Here is a 17,208-nt window from a genome sequence, read left to right as displayed (position 1 = left end):
CCTCACCAGTTCAGGGTATAAACATTTTGATTCCGCCGGCCTTCGATCTGAAAGAATTATCTTTTCTGATAGTCTATATCAATAGACAGATGCCCGACATAAAAATAAAGCGAGAACTGCTCATGATACTACTCGAACTCGGCAAAAGCAGTCACCCTTCCGAATTTTTAGCCCTGCTGATAAAAAACGGGGATACTATAGACGAATTTGAACTCGCACCGGGCACGATCACAGGCAGCAGCAGTGCAAGATATCAGCCCGACATGATGCCCCTTGGCACAGGAATCTCCGGAAGCGCACATTCCCACCCGAGCGGTGCGATAAGACCCTCGGATGCCGACCTCAGGTTCTTCCCTGCGGTAGGGAAATATCATATCATAATCGGGGCCCCATATACTGAAGATGACTGGAGGTGCTTCTTTGCAGACGGGAGCCCCTGCAGCGTGGAAGTGATAGATTGAAGAGAATCGTTGCCACCGGGACATTCGATATCCTGCACCCGGGGCATATCTACTATCTCGAAGAATCGCGTAAACTTGGCGACGAACTTCATGTGATTATTGCAAGGGATGAAAACGTAAGGCACAAGCCGAAGCCGGTAATCCCCGAACAGCAGCGCCTCCGTATGGTGCAGTCTTTAAAGCCGGTCGACTACGCAAGGCTCGGATCGACTACGGACATCTTCGAGCCTATACGGGAGATCCAGCCGGACATCATAACCCTCGGTTTCAACCAGTTCTTCAATGAGGAGAAGCTTAAATGCGATCTCGAAGAGAACGGCATCTCCGCAGAAGTTGTCAGAATAGAAGGATATTCGGGAGAAGGCTTCTGCAGTTCAAGAAATATTATGAAACAGATACTTATCAGGAGATGCAAAGAGCTCCAGGATGATTCGACGGATTAAAGAATCATTCCCTCATCATGCCCGAACTCTTTCAGGTATAATACCGCGTCCCCTATCTCATCCTTGTCCAGAACAGAAACCCCGTAATGCTTCTTTATCATTCCGCGTACCTTCTCGGACTCGAGCCAGCCGATATCAAGTCTTCGAACAATTGTATTTATCTCGCTGATGAAGGGATGAATTGCAGCGGCAAGCATTGGATTTTCTAATTCTATTGTTCCAAGAAGCGCCTGAAGCGGATTTCTTATCTCATCGTTAAGTATGGCAAACTGCTCCATATTGTGATTCAGCTGATAGAATACGTCCCTCCTGATCTCATCAAGGACTGTGCTCTGGGTAATGTCACTCAGGATCAGAACAGAGAGTCCGTGCCTGAATTCATGGGATATCGGCATCTTCCGGACCTTCAGCACCGCCATTTTATCGTTCATGAGGATCTTGCCGGTTTTTTCCTCAAAATCACGCGAACTCATGAATGAATCCAGTTCGTCATCCTTAAAAAGCCCGATATTCCTGAAAAAATCCTTCGCATTTATCTTTGGTGAAAAGACCCTGCCTGCAAAACGCAGGTACTGATCCCTGAAGGCCCTGTTGCATATTATCGATCGCCCTGATGAATTGACGACAAGTATTCCGTCGGTGATCGCCTCTATTGTCGTCCGGTACTGGGATTCCGATTCGAAGATCATCTTCTCCATCTGGATACGCTCGGAAATATCCCTGCATATCACCGCACAATAGATCTCATCTCCGTAATTCGTAAAACTCAAGTCTGCCTCGACAGGAATCCTTTCGCCCTGTTTACACTCGATCTCCGCCCTGATAAGTACTCTTTCGGCCTTGTCTTTCATTTCATGCAGCGAAACGGGTTTTCCTGAATCATAATGAAGAAATCGCGAAATCTCACTCCCTGTGATCTCCTCGGGCCGGAACCCAAGCTTTTCAGCCGCCCTGAGGCTAAAATCGACGACCTTGCATTCGGGATATGATATAAGAAATACCATGTCATTTACATGATCGAGAATTATACGGAAACGTTCAAGCTCCATCTGCTTGTGCCTCAGGACAGGATAATATGTTTTCCTGAAAGATGAATCTCCAAGACCGAGGATCTTCTTCCTTAAATCGTCATACTGATCGTATTCAGGATCACTCATGGTATCTCATCCCGGCATGCAGGACTGCGTATATGACTATATGTGTAATGTTGATAAAAAAGATCTCAATTGATTAAAAGATATGATCTTCTCAAATTCAGGCTTTTTTTACAAAAGATTGAGATATAATTCTTCTACATCGTTTTTACGTGGTAACCGGGGATTGGTCGCAATACAGGGATCGTTCATTGTCCTTTGAACAAGTTCTGGGATGTCTTCCCTTAAGACGCCGAGACCGGAAAGCGGCGGTCTTTCATCATAACCGAACATCTCCATCATCCCGTCTCCGATAATATCCGGAACAGATGAATCGTCGGGCAGTTTTTCCGTATCTGTTCCAATAAAACCGGCGATTTTACGGTATCTGCCAGGCGCTGCTTCCATATTGTACTGAATTACATCACGTAATACAATGAACGAAGCTAATCCGTGATTCATCCCGGTCCATCCTCCAAGTGCATGAGCCATGGAATGTACCAGGCCTAAACCGGCATTGGAAAAGCACAAACCTGCATAGAGACTCGCGATCATAATTTTAAATCGCCTGTCCGGATCATTCCAGTAATCAGGAGCTATGTTTTCTGCGATCATTTCGATCGAATTCATAGCAAACATATCGGTAACAGGTGAGGACCCGTTCGAACAGTAACCTTCCATTGCATGAATCAGCGCATCCATCGCACTGCTTCTTGCAATATCCCCGGGAAGAGTCGATAGCGGTTCAGGATCGATAAGAGAGAGATCAGGGACAAGAGATTTGGAGATTATAAGGTTCTTTGTTCGCTGCTCCCGGTCCGATATAACCGCATACTGTGAGACATCAGCCGAACTTCCGGCTGTAGAAGGGATACAGATTAGCGGGGGCATCGGGTTTCTGATCATATCTATGCCGATATATTCGGATATATGCCCGCTGTTCTCGGCAATGATGCCTATTCCCTTGGCACAGTCCAGAACGCTCCCTCCGCCGACAGCGACAATACCCTCGCAGCCGGAATCTCTAAAGGCACGGGAGCCGTCCATGACTTCATCAACGCTGGGGTTTTCGGTTATCGATGAAAAAACCTCATAATCAATACCATTGTCGCATAGAGAATCCGTAATCGGGGAGATCCATCTGCATCTCCTGACACAGGAGTCCGTTACCAGGAGTACTTTTTTCAGGTTAAAATTAGAGGAATATCTTCCTGCAAACTTCCTTGCTCCGATCCCGGTAATAAACTCCGGTGAAACGAATTTCCTTACGTCCCTGTTGTACCCCGTCATTAAAATCCCCTCTCAATATGATTGAATACTGCAAGATTAATAGATTAAGTTAATGGAGTTGTCAAGTTTCAGATATCCTTAGAACCAAGAAGCGAACCCCAGATTCTGCTCCTGGCAATTATAATCCAATAGGCTTTTAATTCTTTTTCAGCCTGCCGGAATCCCGGATAATACTCCGAGACCTTCTTCCAGAAAGCAGGGGAATGGTTCATCTCAATCCTGTGTGAAAGTTCATGGACGACAAGATAATCCCTTATATTCTCCGGTAGCGCCATAGAGCGGATGTTAAAATTCAGGTTCCCCTTCCCTGAACAACTACCCCATCTGGTTCTCTGGTTCCTTATCGAAACCCTTGAATATTCGACATCCATCTTTTTTGAATAGTGATCGAGGCGATGGATAATGTCCTCTTTCAGTTCCTGCGAAACAGCCTTCCGAAGTTTTTCTACAGAAGGATAATGGATATCGGGCCAGCTGAAAGTGACAGGACGTGATTCGGAGAAGACCGGGTGCCACATCCTGCCGTTGTAGATGAAACTACCGTCACCTGTTTGATATTCGGAAGCCAGCCGATCCAGTTCGCCGATCTTTTTCATAATCCATTCGATTTTTGAATCGATCAATGCCTCAATATCGGCACCCCGGGGAGCAGTTACATATACCCTGCAGTCGGGACTTATACGAATCCTGCTGCTACTAACCTCCCTGTGATTTATTATGATTTCAAAAGGGTACTGCTTCATTTAATCGTTATCAGACTTTTCATTCCTTTCTTTTCCGATTACGGTCAGCATCCCGATAGGGCTGCTGACATTCGGCCTTCTCTTAATCTTCAGACCATAATGGCGAAGAAGCATTTCCCGGATTTTATCCGATTCAATCCACCCGGAATCCAGCTCTTTTACAATAGCATCGATTTGAAAGGCATTCTCAATTATCTTTTCGGAGTTGCTTCCGCCATCCAGGTCCGCAAGGCCTACTATGGCCTGAAGCGGATTTCTGATATGATCATTTAATATGGCAAACTGCTCCATATTCTTTTCAATCTGGAATATGGATTCTTTTTTCATCTCTTCAAGTTCCTGCTGCTTTGTAATATCCCTGATAACTGAAATTACATGGGTGACCTCACCGTCGACTGTGAACGGCGACTTCACCACTTCATACCACAGCATCTGGGAAGAGAATTTTTTCTTTACAGACGTATCAAGTCTTTTCCCGGACTTGAATACGTATTTATATTCAAGGGACAGCTTTCCGGTCAGGAAATCTGCCGTATCATGAAGCGAGGCTCCTATAAGCTCACTCCTGTAGCCACATTTCTCGGCCAGGAACCTGAAAGGAGCATTGTAGAGCCTGATCTTCATATTCCGGTCAACAACAACAATAGCTTCCTTGATTGAGTCAAGAACCTTCATAAAACTGGCAGGTGAAAAATCCGTGTTCCCTGGTGTTTCCAAACCAACAGGGGTCTCCCTTCCGATAATAACCCCATATTCCTTAATGCCTGTCTCGACATGGTTTAAGGAGAAGGAAACCGGGATCTTCCCTGAGTTACTGGATATAAATTCCGAAAAATAGCTTCTGCCTGAAAACAACTCCTCCTCCCGGCCTATGACATCAGGAGTGCCGAAGCATGCTATTATATCTGACAGCTTCAGGCAGGAAAGTTCCTGCAAATCGTATCCAAGCAAATTTTGAGCTTTGTCGTTCGCTCCTTCAATCTTCATGGAAGAAAGATCGACAACAATTACAATCTCTTCCCTGAGGCCGGAAAAAATCGACACCAACCGATCTTCAGAATCCATAAAGTCCCCGGGAGAAGATAATGTCATAGTAACACTTGACAATTAAAAATAAGATTGTATTGATTGTTATTTTGCATTTCCGACAACAAAATCCCCCTTTTCCGAAAATTATAGGATAGTTGTTTGGACTGATTATATTTAATGATTATTATTCCAGTATTCCAGGACTTCATCGCCGCTTACAAAGACCAGATTGTGTTTTTTGCCATACTCCATAGCATCCTTTTTCGAGAGAGCCTTACCGGTATTATCATCAAGCATCTCGCAGATTGTTACGCATGGTGTGACGCCTGCGAATTCAGCAATGGCAATTGACAATTCGGTCTGTCCGCGTCTCTGGTCAAGCAGCTTCTCATTTGCCCGGAGAAGGGCCATGTGGCCGGGAGTCCTGAACTCCGAGGAGAAATTAAGTTTGCCTCCGTTCATTGCACTCTTTACATGATCCGAGAGACGGTTTGCAGTAAGAGTCCTGTCATTGTCGGTTATTCCGGTGAAGGTATCTTTATGATTGACCCATATCGAAAATGACGAATGGTTTTTCGGATCGTAAGGGATATCACCGTCCCTCTCGGCAAAGCCTGTTTCCCTCAGGGCATCGCTTGCAAAAGGAAGCCCGATCTTCTCCGCAGCTTTCGGGTGAATTGCCGTACAGATCAGACCGCCGGCATCTTTTCTCATCCTGCAGATGTCCTCTCTTGTCAGGGCGTCCGATCTTATTGCAAAGTCGGTTTCGCCTTCGCGGCTGTCAAAATCGTATATGAGGATTATCTCCCCGTTTTTCATCGCTTCTATTGCCTTTTCAATCATTTGTTATCTCAACCTTTATTCTGTCACCATCTTTCAGTCCGAGTTTTGATCTCAGGCCGTGTTCGCAGAGCAGTTCTATGATATCGTCGGGGTAATGGGTTCTCCCGGGGACAATTATCGCCGATGCCGACCCCTCTATGCGGCACGGGAGGCATTTTGCGCTCCCGAATGTCCGGTCGTTGTCGACAAATCCCTCAATTTCCACCCATTCCAGTTTCTCAAGTTCCTTTCTCGTCTCAAGACTGACAGGATCCAGCCGGAGATTAAGCGTGCCGGGGAAAGGCTCAAAGCCGAGTTTGTCCCTGAACTGCTTCATATAATGAGGAATGCTGACATAATAACGCCCCTCGCCAAGCCCGCTAATGACTTCGCCCCGGAGCAGATAGCTTACGTCTGTCTTCTCGAAGACCCTGCAATAGTCAAAATACTCACCACTGAGGATCTTTTCGCCGGATTCATTGATCCTTATATACTGGCCGTCGGGACGGATTGTTCTTGAGATTAGTTTCTCTTTTTCCAGACTTATCAGGCGCCTTGAAGCCGTCTGCGGGCTGATCTCAAGCCGTTCCCCCATCGCCTGGGAAGAGAGGCAGACCTGGGATTTCAGACCGCCCATGAGAGCGATCTTTTTCAATGTCATCAGGTCGTCGTTACTTATCATTGCAATATCAAAATTGATATGCATACCATATATGAGTTTTCATAAATCCATAAGATTTCGTGAATCGACGAACTTCTATTCGCTAATTATATTAATGAAAAGATCACCATAATACCTATGAAATCCGTGCTGCGGAACCGTCTTGCAGAAAAGATGGCGGGTGAGATCACCCTTTCGGATTCTCCCGGCGAGGCCCTCAAAAAATGGAGGATGAATTTCAATATCCCACCCGGGCTTCTTGCCGAGAGGCTGGAAGTATCGCCCTCCGTAATCTCCGATTACGAAGGAGGAAGGAGAAAAAGCCCCGGTACTGCAGTCGTCGGAAAGATTGTCGAGACAATTCTCTCGATCGATGAGGATTCGGGCGGAAAATTCATGAAAAAGTACGCCAACATCCTCTACTCCGACTTTGACGACGATGTAATCTACGACATGCACGATTACGACACACCGATACAACTCGACAAATTCTGCGAATCCATCGGGTGCACACTTATCAACGGGGATCTGGATCACCAGATCTACGGTTACACGATTGTTAACAGTCTTAATGCAATTATACAGCTATCTTCGAGTGAATTCAACAAAATTTACGGGTGGAGTACAGAACGAGCCCTGATATTCACCAACGTATCTACCGGAAAGTCGCCCATGATCGCAATCAGGGTTACGCCTTTTAAGCCGAGATGCGTCATACTTCAGGGAATTACTCCGGAAAAGATCAATCCTCTTGTCCCTGAACTTGCAAAAAAGGACAGGATCACGCTTTTGTGTACTGAAAACGGAATTGACGAGATTATTAAAATACTCAGAGATGAACCATGGTAGGAATTATTACATACGGTGCCTATATCCCGCGATTCAGGATTAAAACCGAAGAGATCGCGAGGGTATGGGGAGCAAACGGCGCCGAGATCGCAGCAGGTCTTGGTGTTAAGGAAAAGGCTGTCCCGGATCTTGACGAGGACACTCTTACGATTTCTGTCAATGCGGCAAGATTCGCCCTTGAAAGAAGGAGCGTAAACCCTGACGAGATCGGAGCGATATATGTCGGCAGCGAATCGCATCCATATGCGGTAAAGCCGACCGCAGCAACAGTCGGTGAGGCGATCGGTGCAACGCCGGTCATGACAGCGGCGGACTACGAATTCGCGTGCAAAGCAGGAACGGCAGGTATCCAGACATGCATGGGCCTTGTAAAGAGCGGCATGATAAAATACGGTATTGCAATAGGAGCCGATGTAGCCCAGGGAGCCCCCGGAGATGCACTGGAGTATACGGCTGCGGCAGGAGGAGCCGCATTTGTAATCGGTGACAAGGACCCGATTGCAGAGATTAACCACACATGCTCCTTTACAACCGATACTCCGGACTTCTGGAGACGTGAAGGACAGGGTTACCCCCGCCACGGAGGAAGGTTCTCCGGAGAGCCGGCATACTTCAAGCACATCCAGGGTGCTGCAAAGATGATGCTGGAATACATGGGAACAAAACCGTCGGATTATGATTATGCGGTGTTCCACCAGCCCAACGCAAAGTTCCCGAGAAATGTATCGGCAATGCTTGGCTTTACATCCGAACAGATCAAACCCGGCCTCGCCGTCCCGAGACTCGGAAACACCTATTCGGGAGCAGTGCCTGTAGGACTCTCAGCAACGCTCGATATCGCAAAACCGGGTGACAGGATATTCGTCACATCATACGGATCCGGTTCAGGCAGCGATGCATTTGATATAACAGTGACAGATAAGATCGAGACACTCATCAACAGGAAGGCGGCTCCTTCAGTAGAGGATCTGCTCAACCACAAAAAGTATGTCGACTATGCAGTTTATGCAAAACACAAAGGCAAAATTGTGAGGGCAGCATGAGAGAAGTAGCAGTAATCGGAGTAGGCCTCACTACTTTCGGTGAGAAATGGGATTCGTCGTTCAGACAGATGTGCGTTGAGGCTGGTATAAAATCGCTTGAAGATGCAAACGTCGACGGAAACCAGATCGACGAGATGTTCGTCGGGAACATGAGCGGAGGCAGGTTTATTCTCCAGGAGCATATCTCGGCCCTTATCGCCGATGCAGTCGGCCTTGCATCCACAAGGCATATTCCTGCAACAAGGACGGAAGCGGCCTGTGCATCCGGCGGACTTGCATTCAGGCAGGCATACACCTCGGTTGCATCCGGCATGTCCGATATAGTAATAGCAGCGGGAGTCGAGAAGATGACCGATGTCGACGGAGGAGTTACGACAGATGCTCTTGCAGGTGCGGCCGACCGCGAGTGGGAGGGCATCTACGGGGTTACGTTCCCGTCGCTCTACGCAATGATCGCGAGGGACTACATGCACCGCTACGGCCTGACACGCGAACAGCTCGCACAGGTCGCCGTAAAGAACCACTACAACGGTGCAAGGAATCCCATCGCACAGTTCAGAAAAGAGATCACTATCGATACGGTTCTGAACTCGACGCTTGTAGCAGATCCTATCCGCCTTATGGACTGCTCGCCGGTCACCGACGGTGCGGCAGCGGTTATCCTCTGTCCGCTTGAAAGAGCAAAGGAGTTCACCGATTCGCCCGTCAAGGTGCTTGCATCGACACAGGCTACGGACACGATCGCACTCCACGACCGCCGCGACATAAGCACACTCGACGCAACGGTCGCAGCAGGAAACCGTGCCTTTGAGATGGCAAAACTCGAAAGAAAGGATATCGATCTCGTAGAGGTTCATGACTGCTTTACGATAGCGGAACTCTGCGCAATCGAAGACCTCGGCTTCTGCGAGAAAGGAAAGGCGGGAATCATGACCGAAGAAGGCGAAACGGCACTCGGCGGAAGACTTCCGATAAACCCGAGCGGCGGCCTGAAGGCATGCGGACACCCGGTGGGTGCAACAGGAATCAAGCAGGTCTGCGAAGTCGTCGAACAACTTCGCGGGGAAGCCACAGGAAGGCAGGTTGAAGGAGCCGAGATCGGAATGACACACAACGTAGGCGGAACTGGTGCTACGGTCGTTACAAACATATTCAGGAGGGTAAACTAATGTCGGTCCCACGTTTCTGGAGAAAACAGCCGCAGAGATATAATCTCATCGGATCGAAATGCGAGACATGCGGCACTTACTACTACCCGCCCCGGACTGTCTGTCCTCAGTGCAGGAGAGACGGAAAGATGGTGGAGCACAAGTTCAAGGGCACGGGGAAGGTTGTAACCTTTTCGATCATCAGGACTGCAAGTGCGCCCTACGATTACGAAACACCATACCCAATCGCAATAATCGAGCTTGAGGAAGGTACCAGGATGACAGCCCCGGTCGTGTGCGACATCGAGGATATGGAGATCGGGATGCCGGTCCGGGCAACGTTCAGGAAGATTGTTGCAGACGGCGACTCGGGCATGATAGTCTACGGGACGAAATTCGTCCCGGTAAAATAAAATATCCGAACATAGCATATCCCCTCCTAGGAGAGAGGGCGATATGGAAGATCATTCAGCAATACCAAATCCGAACGATGAAAGAATAAAAAAGGGCAGCCTGCTTGCAGGGTCCGTCCTTGTCTGCCTGATAGCAGGCGGGCTCGGATCTATTTTTACCAAAACCGGACCTGGAACCTGGTACGCGGAAGAACTGATTAAACCGGACCTGACACCGCCGGGATTTGTTTTCGGAATCGTATGGACATGCCTGTATATCCTAATGGGCATATCGCTGTATCTCCTTCTCAACAAAGACCTGAAATTAAAGGAAGTAAGAATCGCGGTCTTTTTCTTCTTTATTCAGCTTGTATTGAACTTCAGCTGGTCGTATCTCTTCTTCGGACTTGAAAATCCTCTTGCAGGATTTTCATGCATAATAGCACTCTGGATTTTCATTCTCCTGACGATCGTCACCTCTTACAGGATCGATAAAAACGCATCATACCTTTTGGTGCCATACCTCATCTGGGTGACTTTTGCCGCCTTCCTGAACTGGCAGATTCTTGTTTTAAACTCCTGAGAATTTCAACAAGACTAGATTCAGGGAGGGGGAACATCCCCCTCCCTATAACCCTCCCCCTGATTGTGATAGATCGCAATAGGGGATGGGCGAGCATCCCCTATTGCTCCAAGAAACAGATGATACTCCTAAAACCGAGTTTTCTCCCGGCCGAGGCTACCCGGAAGGGTAGCGTCCAGGCCGGGTTATCATCGTTGCGAAAGTTCGCGAAGCGGACTGAGCACAGAGCTGCTCCGAAGGGGCTTATGCCCCATTCACAAAAGCCAGACAAAAAGAACATCAATACTGAGAAATTACCAAGGCTTGATTTCCTAAAATATTTCTAAATAATAAACGATCAAAAAAAAGATTAATCGTCCTTCATATGGACATCAACCTGCGGGAACGGAATTCCGATGCCTGCCTTGTTAAGTCCATTGTATATGCCGGTCAAAACGTCGGATTTGGCCTGGTAGTAGTCATCGGTATCAACCCACACCCTGAGCTGAAGGACAACAGCTGAATCCGCCATCTCCCTGAAGCGGACGATGGGTTTCGGTTCTTTGTGGAGCTTCGGGTGCTCGTCCGCAACCTTAAGGGCGACATCGATAGCATCCTGTATCACAGTATTATAAGCAACACCGTACTCCACGGCGATCATTCTTCTGTCCATCCGGGTCACGTTGATTATGGGACTGTTCCACACAGTGCCGTTGGGGATTATAATTCTTGTATTGTCGAGCTGTTTGATCTCCGTAGCCATTACGTTCATGTCCATAACGGTGCCGTGCTTTCCCGACAACTCAACTTCATCGTCGATATCATACGCCCTTGATGCAGCGATCCAGACACCAGATGCAAGGTTGTTTATCGTGTCCTTCATTCCGAAACTCATTATTATGGAGATGAAAGCGAAAATACTGATAATAAATACACTTACTTCAATTCCCAAGGCCTGGAGTGCGCAAAGGATGACAATGATATATAAGAAAAGCTTAATGGCCTTAACAATATTGATGGCCATCAATTTGGGCATCTTTGTACTTTTTGAGAAATAGTGCTCGATCCTGTTTATTATTATCTTTACTACAACATATCCTACAACCAGGACGATCAAAGCAAAGATGATCTCCTCTATAGTTATTGTAGACAATGTTTCAAAATTGCTCTCAAGCGTTGAAGCATCCAGACCCGTTGCTGAAAGATCAAAATCTGCCATTTGGGATCACCATTAGGGGTACTTTCTCGGTTATGGTATAATGTATTTACGAATTCAGAATACGCTTAGATTACCCTAATGTCATAAACCGCGTGATGTTGGGACGGGGAGTACGAGCGGACAACCTTCTCCGAAATCTTTTCGCATTCATATTTTTCCAGCTCCTCTTCCATCTCCCCCGGCTGCGACTGAAGTGTATAGAAATGGATCATCCCTCCTGATTTACAGAGCCTGAAAGCGGTATCAAGGAATTCGGAAGATTTCATAGGGAGATTCATAATTATCCGGTCAAAATTTTCCGGTGGGAAAATGCTCCCCAAACGACGTGCATCGGCAAGCACAGGAAGAATGTTCTTCTTTTTGTTGAGCCTGATGTTATCTGCAAGAAGACTCACCGCGGCAGGGTTGATGTCGTTTGCATATACCACCGAACATTTGCCTGAAAGTGTTATCGCAAACGGCCCGACACCCGCAAACATGTCCAAAAGCCTTTCACCATCTTTCATCATCGCGGCAATCCTCTGCCTTTCGTTTGCAAGGCGGGCGGAAAAATATGCGGCCGAGAGATCTATCAGGAACCTCTGCCCATATTCTGTATAATCTGCTTTTGTGGTCTCTTTCCCGGCAAGAAAAATGTAATCCTTCGTCCGGTACTCCCCGGTAACAGGCCCTTCAGAATGCAGCACCGTATGTATTACCGGGCGTGAATCAAGGAGACGCCGTGCCTCACCCCTGTCGCAGTCCTGCATGATTGCGATTCCGCCGATAAGCTCGTGCCGTGGGAGAGGCTCGGAGGCATCCCTTTCTTCGAATATTTCTGACACTGCCCCCGGGATCTCCCCGGTGACAGGAATATAGAGGAAGCCCTCGTCCGAGAACGGTTTCAGGGAATTGTCGAGAAACCCATCTTCAGCGAGCTTTCTCCTCGTCCTCTCTCCTTCCTTTTTTAAAACTTTTATACAGCGGCTTTCCCTTGCCATAAGACCATTATAATATGTATACTCCTCACCAATAAGTAATCAATATGAATGATTATCTCTCTGGACTGAAAGAAGGAAGGCTGAAGCTCCATTCGCTCGAGAAAGAGATGCCCCCGAAAGACGCAGTAGCGGTGAGGAGGGCCTTTATAGAGATGGAGACCGGGAAGAAACTCGATAAAATCGGTGATTTCACGATAAATATTGACAGGGCCGCCGAAAAGAACTGCGAGAATATGATAGGCGCAGTGCAGGTTCCGGTCGGCATTGCAGGAAAACTGAAGGTCAACGGGGAGTACGCGGACGATGAATTTTATATTCCGCTTGCAACGACCGAAGGAGCGCTTGTCGCATCGATAAACAGGGGTTGCAAGGCGATAACGCTTGCCGGAGGAGCGGATGTCAGGATACAGCGTGACGGTATGACAAGAGCACCGGTTTTCGCCGCAAAGAACGTTGTTCAGGCCACAGAAGCAGCACGGTGGATCGAAGAGAATATCACTCTCTTAAAAGAGATTGCCGAAACAACCACCTCGCATGGAAAACTCCTGGATATCCGCTGCTTTGTGACAGGGACAAACTTACACGCCAGGATCGAGTTCTTTACAGGAGATGCGATGGGCATGAACATGGTCACAATCGCAAGCGAGAAGGTGGCGGCGAAGATACAGGAGGAGACAGGGGTTGTGCTCGTTGCTCTTTCAGGAAATATGTGTACTGACAAGAAGCCTTCGGCAATAAATGTCATACTAGGAAGGGGAAAAACCGTTGTTGCAGGAGTCTTCCTTCCCGATGACCTGATCAAGTCCACGTTCAAGACCGACTCGAAGACAATGGCAGAGGTCAACATGAAGAAGAACCTTGTCGGATCTGCAAGGGCCGTCTCGCTCGGCTTCAACTCCCATGCGGCAAATGTCATCGCGGCAGTCTTTCTTGCATGCGGGCAGGATCCCGCCCATGTCGTCGAGGGTTCGAACACAATAACGACCGTAGAACAGGCGGAAGGCGGAGTGTATGTTTCAGTGACACTTCCTTCACTCCAGGTTGGAACTGTCGGCGGCGGGACCGGATTAGATACCCAGAGAGAAGCTCTCAATCTTCTCGGGTGTGCAGGCGGGGGGGAGACTTCAGGCGCAAATTCGAGGAAGTTTGCGGAGATAATCGCTGCTGCTGTTCTCGCAGGGGAACTTTCACTCATAGGTGCTCTCGGTGCAGGACACCTTGCAAGGGCTCACAAGCAGCTGGGAAGGTAATTAAAATAAAAGAATATCTTATCTCCTTTTACAACAGGTCTTAGGACTGCCCGAATTTAATTGTAAATAAATTCTGGATCCAGCAATACACTTTTTTCCGACATCTAAGATTTCAGAAAGGATTGATATGGATTCCTTCCACCAGCAAGTCAGTACATGAAATAAAAATAATAATGTCTGATTAAAGATAAAACGAAACAATCAAAAATCGAACATTAGATCTCAATATGAGTAGGTTTTTAAAATGAGTGATCAGTTAAACGGATTTATTCAAAAAATGCGATCTGGAGGTTGGGCTGTAATCCTGTTGCCTGTTTTCCTGGTATTTGTTGCATTTATTGATGTTTTGACTACTAATGGAGCGTTTTGCGGAGATTATCACGACACCCTGCATAGTACTCTGGAATGGATGATATACACAAAATCCGGGTTTACTCTCTGGGATAATCTTTGGATTACAGGATTTCCTGAATTTGCAAGCCCGGGTTCGGACTTTTATTATCCTCTGATAATACCTCTCTTAAACATAACTCAGGATATATATGCCCAGATTAATTATTCAACCATCCTGCACCTGATTGTTGCATTTATAACTACATACCTCCTTTTAGGTCTGATAACTGAGAAGAAGAACCTAAAAATGGCCTTTTCATTATTATACATCTTTTCAGCTCTTATGCTTTCAAGAGTGTATGTAGGCCATGAAATAATCGTTTTTTCTCTTGCATGGATACCGCTTCTCTACTACTCATTTGCAAAAATAATCTATAAATCTGAATATACAGTGACAAATGTTCTTATTTTTTCCCTGACATCAGCACTTTTCTTTTTTACAGGGGTAGTCTATTTATTTGCTCTATCTTTCATTTTAATGGGAATATTCGCATTGTATTTTATCATTACCAAAAAAACCGATATAAAAGCCATAATAATCCTTGCGATATCGACCGTTATTTTTCTCCTGCTGACGGCAATAAAAAGCATCCCGATGATATCGATATCTGATAAACTTCTACGGGTTGATGGAACGGTAGATCCTTTAGGAGGAGGCGGGTCCCTTGAAAGCAATCTTGCATCATTTATCTTTGGTACTCCGATTAACAAAGGATATGCATACACCGGCCTTCAATACGGCATTCAGGAAAGTACGGTATTAATCGGGGCTGTTTCTGTATTCCTGATAATAATCGCCCTTGTATATGGGAAAAGAATTATTACAATTCCATCTTTCTGTGCAATATTATTTGCATTAATCTACGCAGACGGCGGGAAGGTGATCCTGTCATTTATACATCTGCTTCCAATATTATCTTCCTTCAGGTGTCCGGGAAGAGTTTTCTGCTCACTGATGCCGTTATTGATATTCCTGAGTTTATACGGTCTGATCATCGTCTGTCAAAAACTAAAAGAAAATAATTCATTTAAACTGGACACAGAACAGAAGAAATCACTGTTATATGGCACCCTGATACTGATTGTCCTGAAGGTCATCGAGCTTCCATATGAGGAGATTCCCACATTAGAGGCAGTTGTCGCAATAGTTATGGTTTTCGGTTTCATTGCTCTCCTGTATTCTGAAAAGATCACAAAAGACACATTGATTTATATTTTTTCAGCTGCACTTTTGATCAATATAATTTTCATAATAATAGATTTCACGATTACTCCCCTTGTAATTGCCAAAACTGCGGTTGTTGCTATAGTAGTGCTTGCTCTCATAATCTATGGGATTAAAGATAAATTGACTGACAAAAAGAGCAGAATCGTCCCTGTTCTCGTAGGAGTCAACATAATTATCTGTTGCATGGCAGGCCTTACATTTATAGTGCCGTCCAACCCTGAATTAGATACAAGTGCTGCAATAGACGTGATTGATGAGTTCCAAAATCTGCCAACAGATAATATCCAGAAATGGGCATATACAAGCGGATGGGCCTATCAGAATATGGACTACACATATCACTTCATGAATAACGGCATTCATTCAATGAGCGCCTATTGGGCTTATTATCTTGATACGATGCTACCAGTATTCTATACAATCGGCGATAAGCAATATTCCACTGCAGACTATATCGTCGACACGCAGTACGCCAGTTCAGGAGAACTATCAATAACAAATTATACCACAATGGTCAAAGGGGTACCGATAACCGTTCCGGAAAATATTCTCCCAAACGTGTTTATTTTGAGATCTGAGGAATTAATCCCTGTTGAGATCGAAGAATTCACTCCAGATGAAGTCATTGCCACAGGCGACTTTGAAACAGGAGATATCGCTGTTTTGAAAACTGCATATTACGACGGATGGAAGGTCAACGGAGAGGCGGCGGCATCTGTCGGAAATATGGTAGGAGCGGAGATAAAATCCGACACAGGAAAAGTTACTTTCAAATTCCAGCCGGCATCATTCACAACAGGCTTAATCTTGTCGATTATTGGAGTAATATCGATAATACTTCTGATAGTATTCAGGAAAAAGTTTGAAAACTTCGTAGCAGTTCCTGAGAAAAAGAAGAATAAAAAATAATTTTTTTAAACTTAAGCACCTGATTCCTATTTCCCCGTTGTTGATAACATGAAAACAAACTGGTCAGGAGAAAAAATCGCTGTTTCCTATGTCCGCCCTGAAGATCTCGAGGACATATGCAAAATGCTTGCAAAGGAAACAGTCTGCAGATGGCTCTTCTTCGGACCTAACACCCCTGAAGCAACGACTGCATATTTTACTCCGCTAATCGAATCGGTTTCAGCCGCCCTTTATGAAGGAAGAATACCCGAATCCCCGGTTTTTACAATAAGTTCAAAGAAAAACAGGGAATTCGCCGGCCAGTGCGCTATCCTTCCGGTTGAATTTTCCCCGGGTTCATATCTCATCGGTTACCAGATCGACGATAAATATCATGGGAAGGGATTTGGAACAGAGGCTTGTGAGTTCCTTGTATACTATGCATTCACATTCACTGACGCCTACCGCCTGAACGGGGATACGGCTGAAGGAAACACAGCCTCACGGAAGATCATGGAGAGATGCGGTTTCGAATTCGAAGGCAGGAGGAAGAAGTACTGGCATGCACACGGGGATTATTATGACCAGCTACTTTACGGTCTTTTGAAGGAGGCCCTGGACGAGTCCTTTCAGGAGTATCTTAGATTAAAATGGGGATAACCAAAAAACTGGCA

18 protein-coding genes are annotated in these 17,208 nt (G+C 46.3%); 10 read left to right on the top strand and 8 right to left on the bottom strand.

Going from position 1 to position 17,208, the window contains the following annotated elements; all coding sequences use genetic code 11:
* Positions 1–89: 89 nt before the first annotated feature.
* On the top strand, positions 90–461 hold the full coding sequence (locus MPET_RS02845) for a Mov34/MPN/PAD-1 family protein (protein ID WP_013328513.1): 372 nt from the start codon (positions 90–92) through the stop codon (positions 459–461).
* A complete protein-coding gene (locus MPET_RS02840; RefSeq protein WP_013328512.1) occupies positions 458–904 on the top strand; it encodes an adenylyltransferase/cytidyltransferase family protein in 447 nt (148 codons plus the stop codon). Before MPET_RS02845 ends, MPET_RS02840 begins: the two co-directional genes overlap by 4 nt.
* On the opposite strand, the gene MPET_RS02835 is transcribed toward MPET_RS02840, so the two are convergent.
* From MPET_RS02835 to MPET_RS02810, 6 genes are all read right to left on the bottom strand, one after another.
* The gene (locus MPET_RS02835; protein ID WP_013328511.1) at positions 901–2,061 is read right to left on the bottom strand and encodes a PAS domain-containing protein; all 1,161 of its coding nucleotides are present in this window, start codon (positions 2,059–2,061) and stop codon (positions 901–903) included. The genes MPET_RS02840 and MPET_RS02835 overlap by 4 nt on opposite strands.
* 108 nt (positions 2,062–2,169) lie before the next feature.
* Positions 2,170–3,327: an iron-containing alcohol dehydrogenase gene (locus tag MPET_RS02830; RefSeq protein WP_013328510.1), complete on the bottom strand. Its 1,158-nt coding sequence runs from the start codon at positions 3,325–3,327 to the stop codon at positions 2,170–2,172.
* 68 nt (positions 3,328–3,395) lie between these two features.
* On the bottom strand, positions 3,396–4,070 hold the full coding sequence (locus tag MPET_RS02825) for a M48 family metallopeptidase (protein ID WP_013328509.1): 675 nt from the start codon (positions 4,068–4,070) through the stop codon (positions 3,396–3,398).
* On the bottom strand, positions 4,071–5,135 hold the full coding sequence (locus tag MPET_RS14365; protein WP_052297231.1) for a PAS domain S-box protein: 1,065 nt from the start codon (positions 5,133–5,135) through the stop codon (positions 4,071–4,073).
* A gap of 138 nt (positions 5,136–5,273) precedes the next feature.
* Positions 5,274–5,942 carry a 3,4-dihydroxy-2-butanone-4-phosphate synthase gene (ribB, locus tag MPET_RS02815; protein ID WP_013328507.1) on the bottom strand — a complete coding sequence of 223 codons (669 nt, stop codon included), beginning with the start codon at positions 5,940–5,942 and terminating at the stop codon, positions 5,274–5,276.
* On the bottom strand, positions 5,935–6,627 hold the full coding sequence (locus tag MPET_RS02810) for a DUF120 domain-containing protein (protein WP_013328506.1): 693 nt from the start codon (positions 6,625–6,627) through the stop codon (positions 5,935–5,937). Before MPET_RS02810 ends, ribB begins: the two co-directional genes overlap by 8 nt.
* Positions 6,628–6,720: 93 nt before the next feature.
* On the opposite strand from MPET_RS02810, the gene MPET_RS02805 reads away from it, so the two are divergent.
* The 5 genes from MPET_RS02805 to MPET_RS02785 are packed head-to-tail and all read left to right on the top strand — an operon-like array spanning position 6,721 to position 10,597.
* The gene (locus MPET_RS02805) at positions 6,721–7,431 is read left to right on the top strand and encodes a transcriptional regulator (RefSeq protein ID WP_013328505.1); all 711 of its coding nucleotides are present in this window, start codon (positions 6,721–6,723) and stop codon (positions 7,429–7,431) included.
* A complete protein-coding gene (locus tag MPET_RS02800; protein ID WP_013328504.1) occupies positions 7,425–8,474 on the top strand; it encodes a hydroxymethylglutaryl-CoA synthase in 1,050 nt (349 codons plus the stop codon). Before MPET_RS02805 ends, MPET_RS02800 begins: the two co-directional genes overlap by 7 nt.
* Positions 8,471–9,643, top strand: coding sequence for a thiolase domain-containing protein (locus tag MPET_RS02795; RefSeq protein ID WP_013328503.1), 1,173 nt, complete (start codon positions 8,471–8,473; stop codon positions 9,641–9,643). Before MPET_RS02800 ends, MPET_RS02795 begins: the two co-directional genes overlap by 4 nt.
* On the top strand, positions 9,643–10,035 hold the full coding sequence (locus tag MPET_RS02790; RefSeq protein ID WP_013328502.1) for a Zn-ribbon domain-containing OB-fold protein: 393 nt from the start codon (positions 9,643–9,645) through the stop codon (positions 10,033–10,035). The genes MPET_RS02795 and MPET_RS02790 overlap by 1 nt, the downstream gene beginning before the upstream one ends.
* Positions 10,036–10,078: 43 nt before the next feature.
* Positions 10,079–10,597 (top strand): TspO/MBR family protein, encoded by a 519-nt coding sequence (locus MPET_RS02785; RefSeq protein WP_013328501.1) that lies wholly within the window; start codon positions 10,079–10,081, stop codon positions 10,595–10,597.
* Between the two features lie 349 nt (positions 10,598–10,946).
* Here MPET_RS02785 and MPET_RS02775 read toward each other — a convergent pair whose 3' ends face one another.
* Positions 10,947–11,795 carry a mechanosensitive ion channel family protein gene (locus MPET_RS02775; RefSeq protein WP_013328500.1) on the bottom strand — a complete coding sequence of 283 codons (849 nt, stop codon included), beginning with the start codon at positions 11,793–11,795 and terminating at the stop codon, positions 10,947–10,949.
* A 65-nt stretch (positions 11,796–11,860) separates the two neighbouring features.
* On the bottom strand, positions 11,861–12,775 hold the full coding sequence (locus MPET_RS02770; protein ID WP_013328499.1) for a class I SAM-dependent methyltransferase: 915 nt from the start codon (positions 12,773–12,775) through the stop codon (positions 11,861–11,863).
* 44 nt (positions 12,776–12,819) lie between these two features.
* Here MPET_RS02770 and hmgA point away from each other — a divergent pair, with 44 nt between their 5' ends.
* The 3 genes from hmgA to MPET_RS02755 all read left to right on the top strand — a co-directional run bounded on the left by hmgA (position 12,820) and on the right by MPET_RS02755 (position 17,194).
* Complete coding sequence (gene hmgA, locus MPET_RS02765) at positions 12,820–14,025, top strand: hydroxymethylglutaryl-CoA reductase (NADPH) (RefSeq protein WP_013328498.1); 1,206 nt, start codon at positions 12,820–12,822, stop codon at positions 14,023–14,025.
* 409 nt (positions 14,026–14,434) lie between these two features.
* Positions 14,435–16,555 (top strand): hypothetical protein, encoded by a 2,121-nt coding sequence (locus MPET_RS02760; RefSeq protein WP_048130554.1) that lies wholly within the window; start codon positions 14,435–14,437, stop codon positions 16,553–16,555.
* A 48-nt stretch (positions 16,556–16,603) separates the two neighbouring features.
* Positions 16,604–17,194 carry a GNAT family N-acetyltransferase gene (locus MPET_RS02755; RefSeq protein WP_013328496.1) on the top strand — a complete coding sequence of 197 codons (591 nt, stop codon included), beginning with the start codon at positions 16,604–16,606 and terminating at the stop codon, positions 17,192–17,194.
* The last annotated feature ends 14 nt before the right edge of the window (positions 17,195–17,208 follow it).

The organism is Methanolacinia petrolearia DSM 11571, assembly GCF_000147875.1.
Lineage (GTDB): Archaea > Halobacteriota > Methanomicrobia > Methanomicrobiales > Methanomicrobiaceae > Methanolacinia > Methanolacinia petrolearia.
The sequence above is the reverse complement of the archived record's forward strand: the minus strand, read 5'-3'. Positions and strand labels throughout refer to the sequence as shown.

Excerpts from the sequence above, each read along its gene's own strand:
- MPET_RS02805 (WP_013328505.1), top strand. The coding sequence starts at position 6,721 with ATGAAATCCGTGCTGCGGAACCGTCTTGCAGAAAAGATGGCGGGTGAG.
- MPET_RS02790 (WP_013328502.1), top strand. The coding sequence starts at position 9,643 with ATGTCGGTCCCACGTTTCTGGAGAAAACAGCCGCAGAGATATAATCTC.
- MPET_RS02795 (WP_013328503.1), top strand. The coding sequence starts at position 8,471 with ATGAGAGAAGTAGCAGTAATCGGAGTAGGCCTCACTACTTTCGGTGAG.
- MPET_RS02770 (WP_013328499.1), bottom strand. The coding sequence starts at position 12,775 with ATGGCAAGGGAAAGCCGCTGTATAAAAGTTTTAAAAAAGGAAGGAGAG.
- MPET_RS02800 (WP_013328504.1), top strand. The coding sequence starts at position 7,425 with ATGGTAGGAATTATTACATACGGTGCCTATATCCCGCGATTCAGGATT.
- MPET_RS02825 (WP_013328509.1), bottom strand. The coding sequence starts at position 4,070 with ATGAAGCAGTACCCTTTTGAAATCATAATAAATCACAGGGAGGTTAGT.
- MPET_RS02785 (WP_013328501.1), top strand. The coding sequence starts at position 10,079 with ATGGAAGATCATTCAGCAATACCAAATCCGAACGATGAAAGAATAAAA.
- MPET_RS02830 (WP_013328510.1), bottom strand. The coding sequence starts at position 3,327 with ATGACGGGGTACAACAGGGACGTAAGGAAATTCGTTTCACCGGAGTTT.
- MPET_RS02775 (WP_013328500.1), bottom strand. The coding sequence starts at position 11,795 with ATGGCAGATTTTGATCTTTCAGCAACGGGTCTGGATGCTTCAACGCTT.
- MPET_RS02755 (WP_013328496.1), top strand. The coding sequence starts at position 16,604 with ATGAAAACAAACTGGTCAGGAGAAAAAATCGCTGTTTCCTATGTCCGC.
- MPET_RS02845 (WP_013328513.1), top strand. The coding sequence starts at position 90 with ATGCCCGACATAAAAATAAAGCGAGAACTGCTCATGATACTACTCGAA.
- ribB (WP_013328507.1), bottom strand. The coding sequence starts at position 5,942 with ATGATTGAAAAGGCAATAGAAGCGATGAAAAACGGGGAGATAATCCTC.
- MPET_RS02760 (WP_048130554.1), top strand. The coding sequence starts at position 14,435 with ATGATATACACAAAATCCGGGTTTACTCTCTGGGATAATCTTTGGATT.
- MPET_RS14365 (WP_052297231.1), bottom strand. The coding sequence starts at position 5,135 with ATGGATTCTGAAGATCGGTTGGTGTCGATTTTTTCCGGCCTCAGGGAA.
- MPET_RS02810 (WP_013328506.1), bottom strand. The coding sequence starts at position 6,627 with ATGCATATCAATTTTGATATTGCAATGATAAGTAACGACGACCTGATG.
- hmgA (WP_013328498.1), top strand. The coding sequence starts at position 12,820 with ATGAATGATTATCTCTCTGGACTGAAAGAAGGAAGGCTGAAGCTCCAT.
- MPET_RS02835 (WP_013328511.1), bottom strand. The coding sequence starts at position 2,061 with ATGAGTGATCCTGAATACGATCAGTATGACGATTTAAGGAAGAAGATC.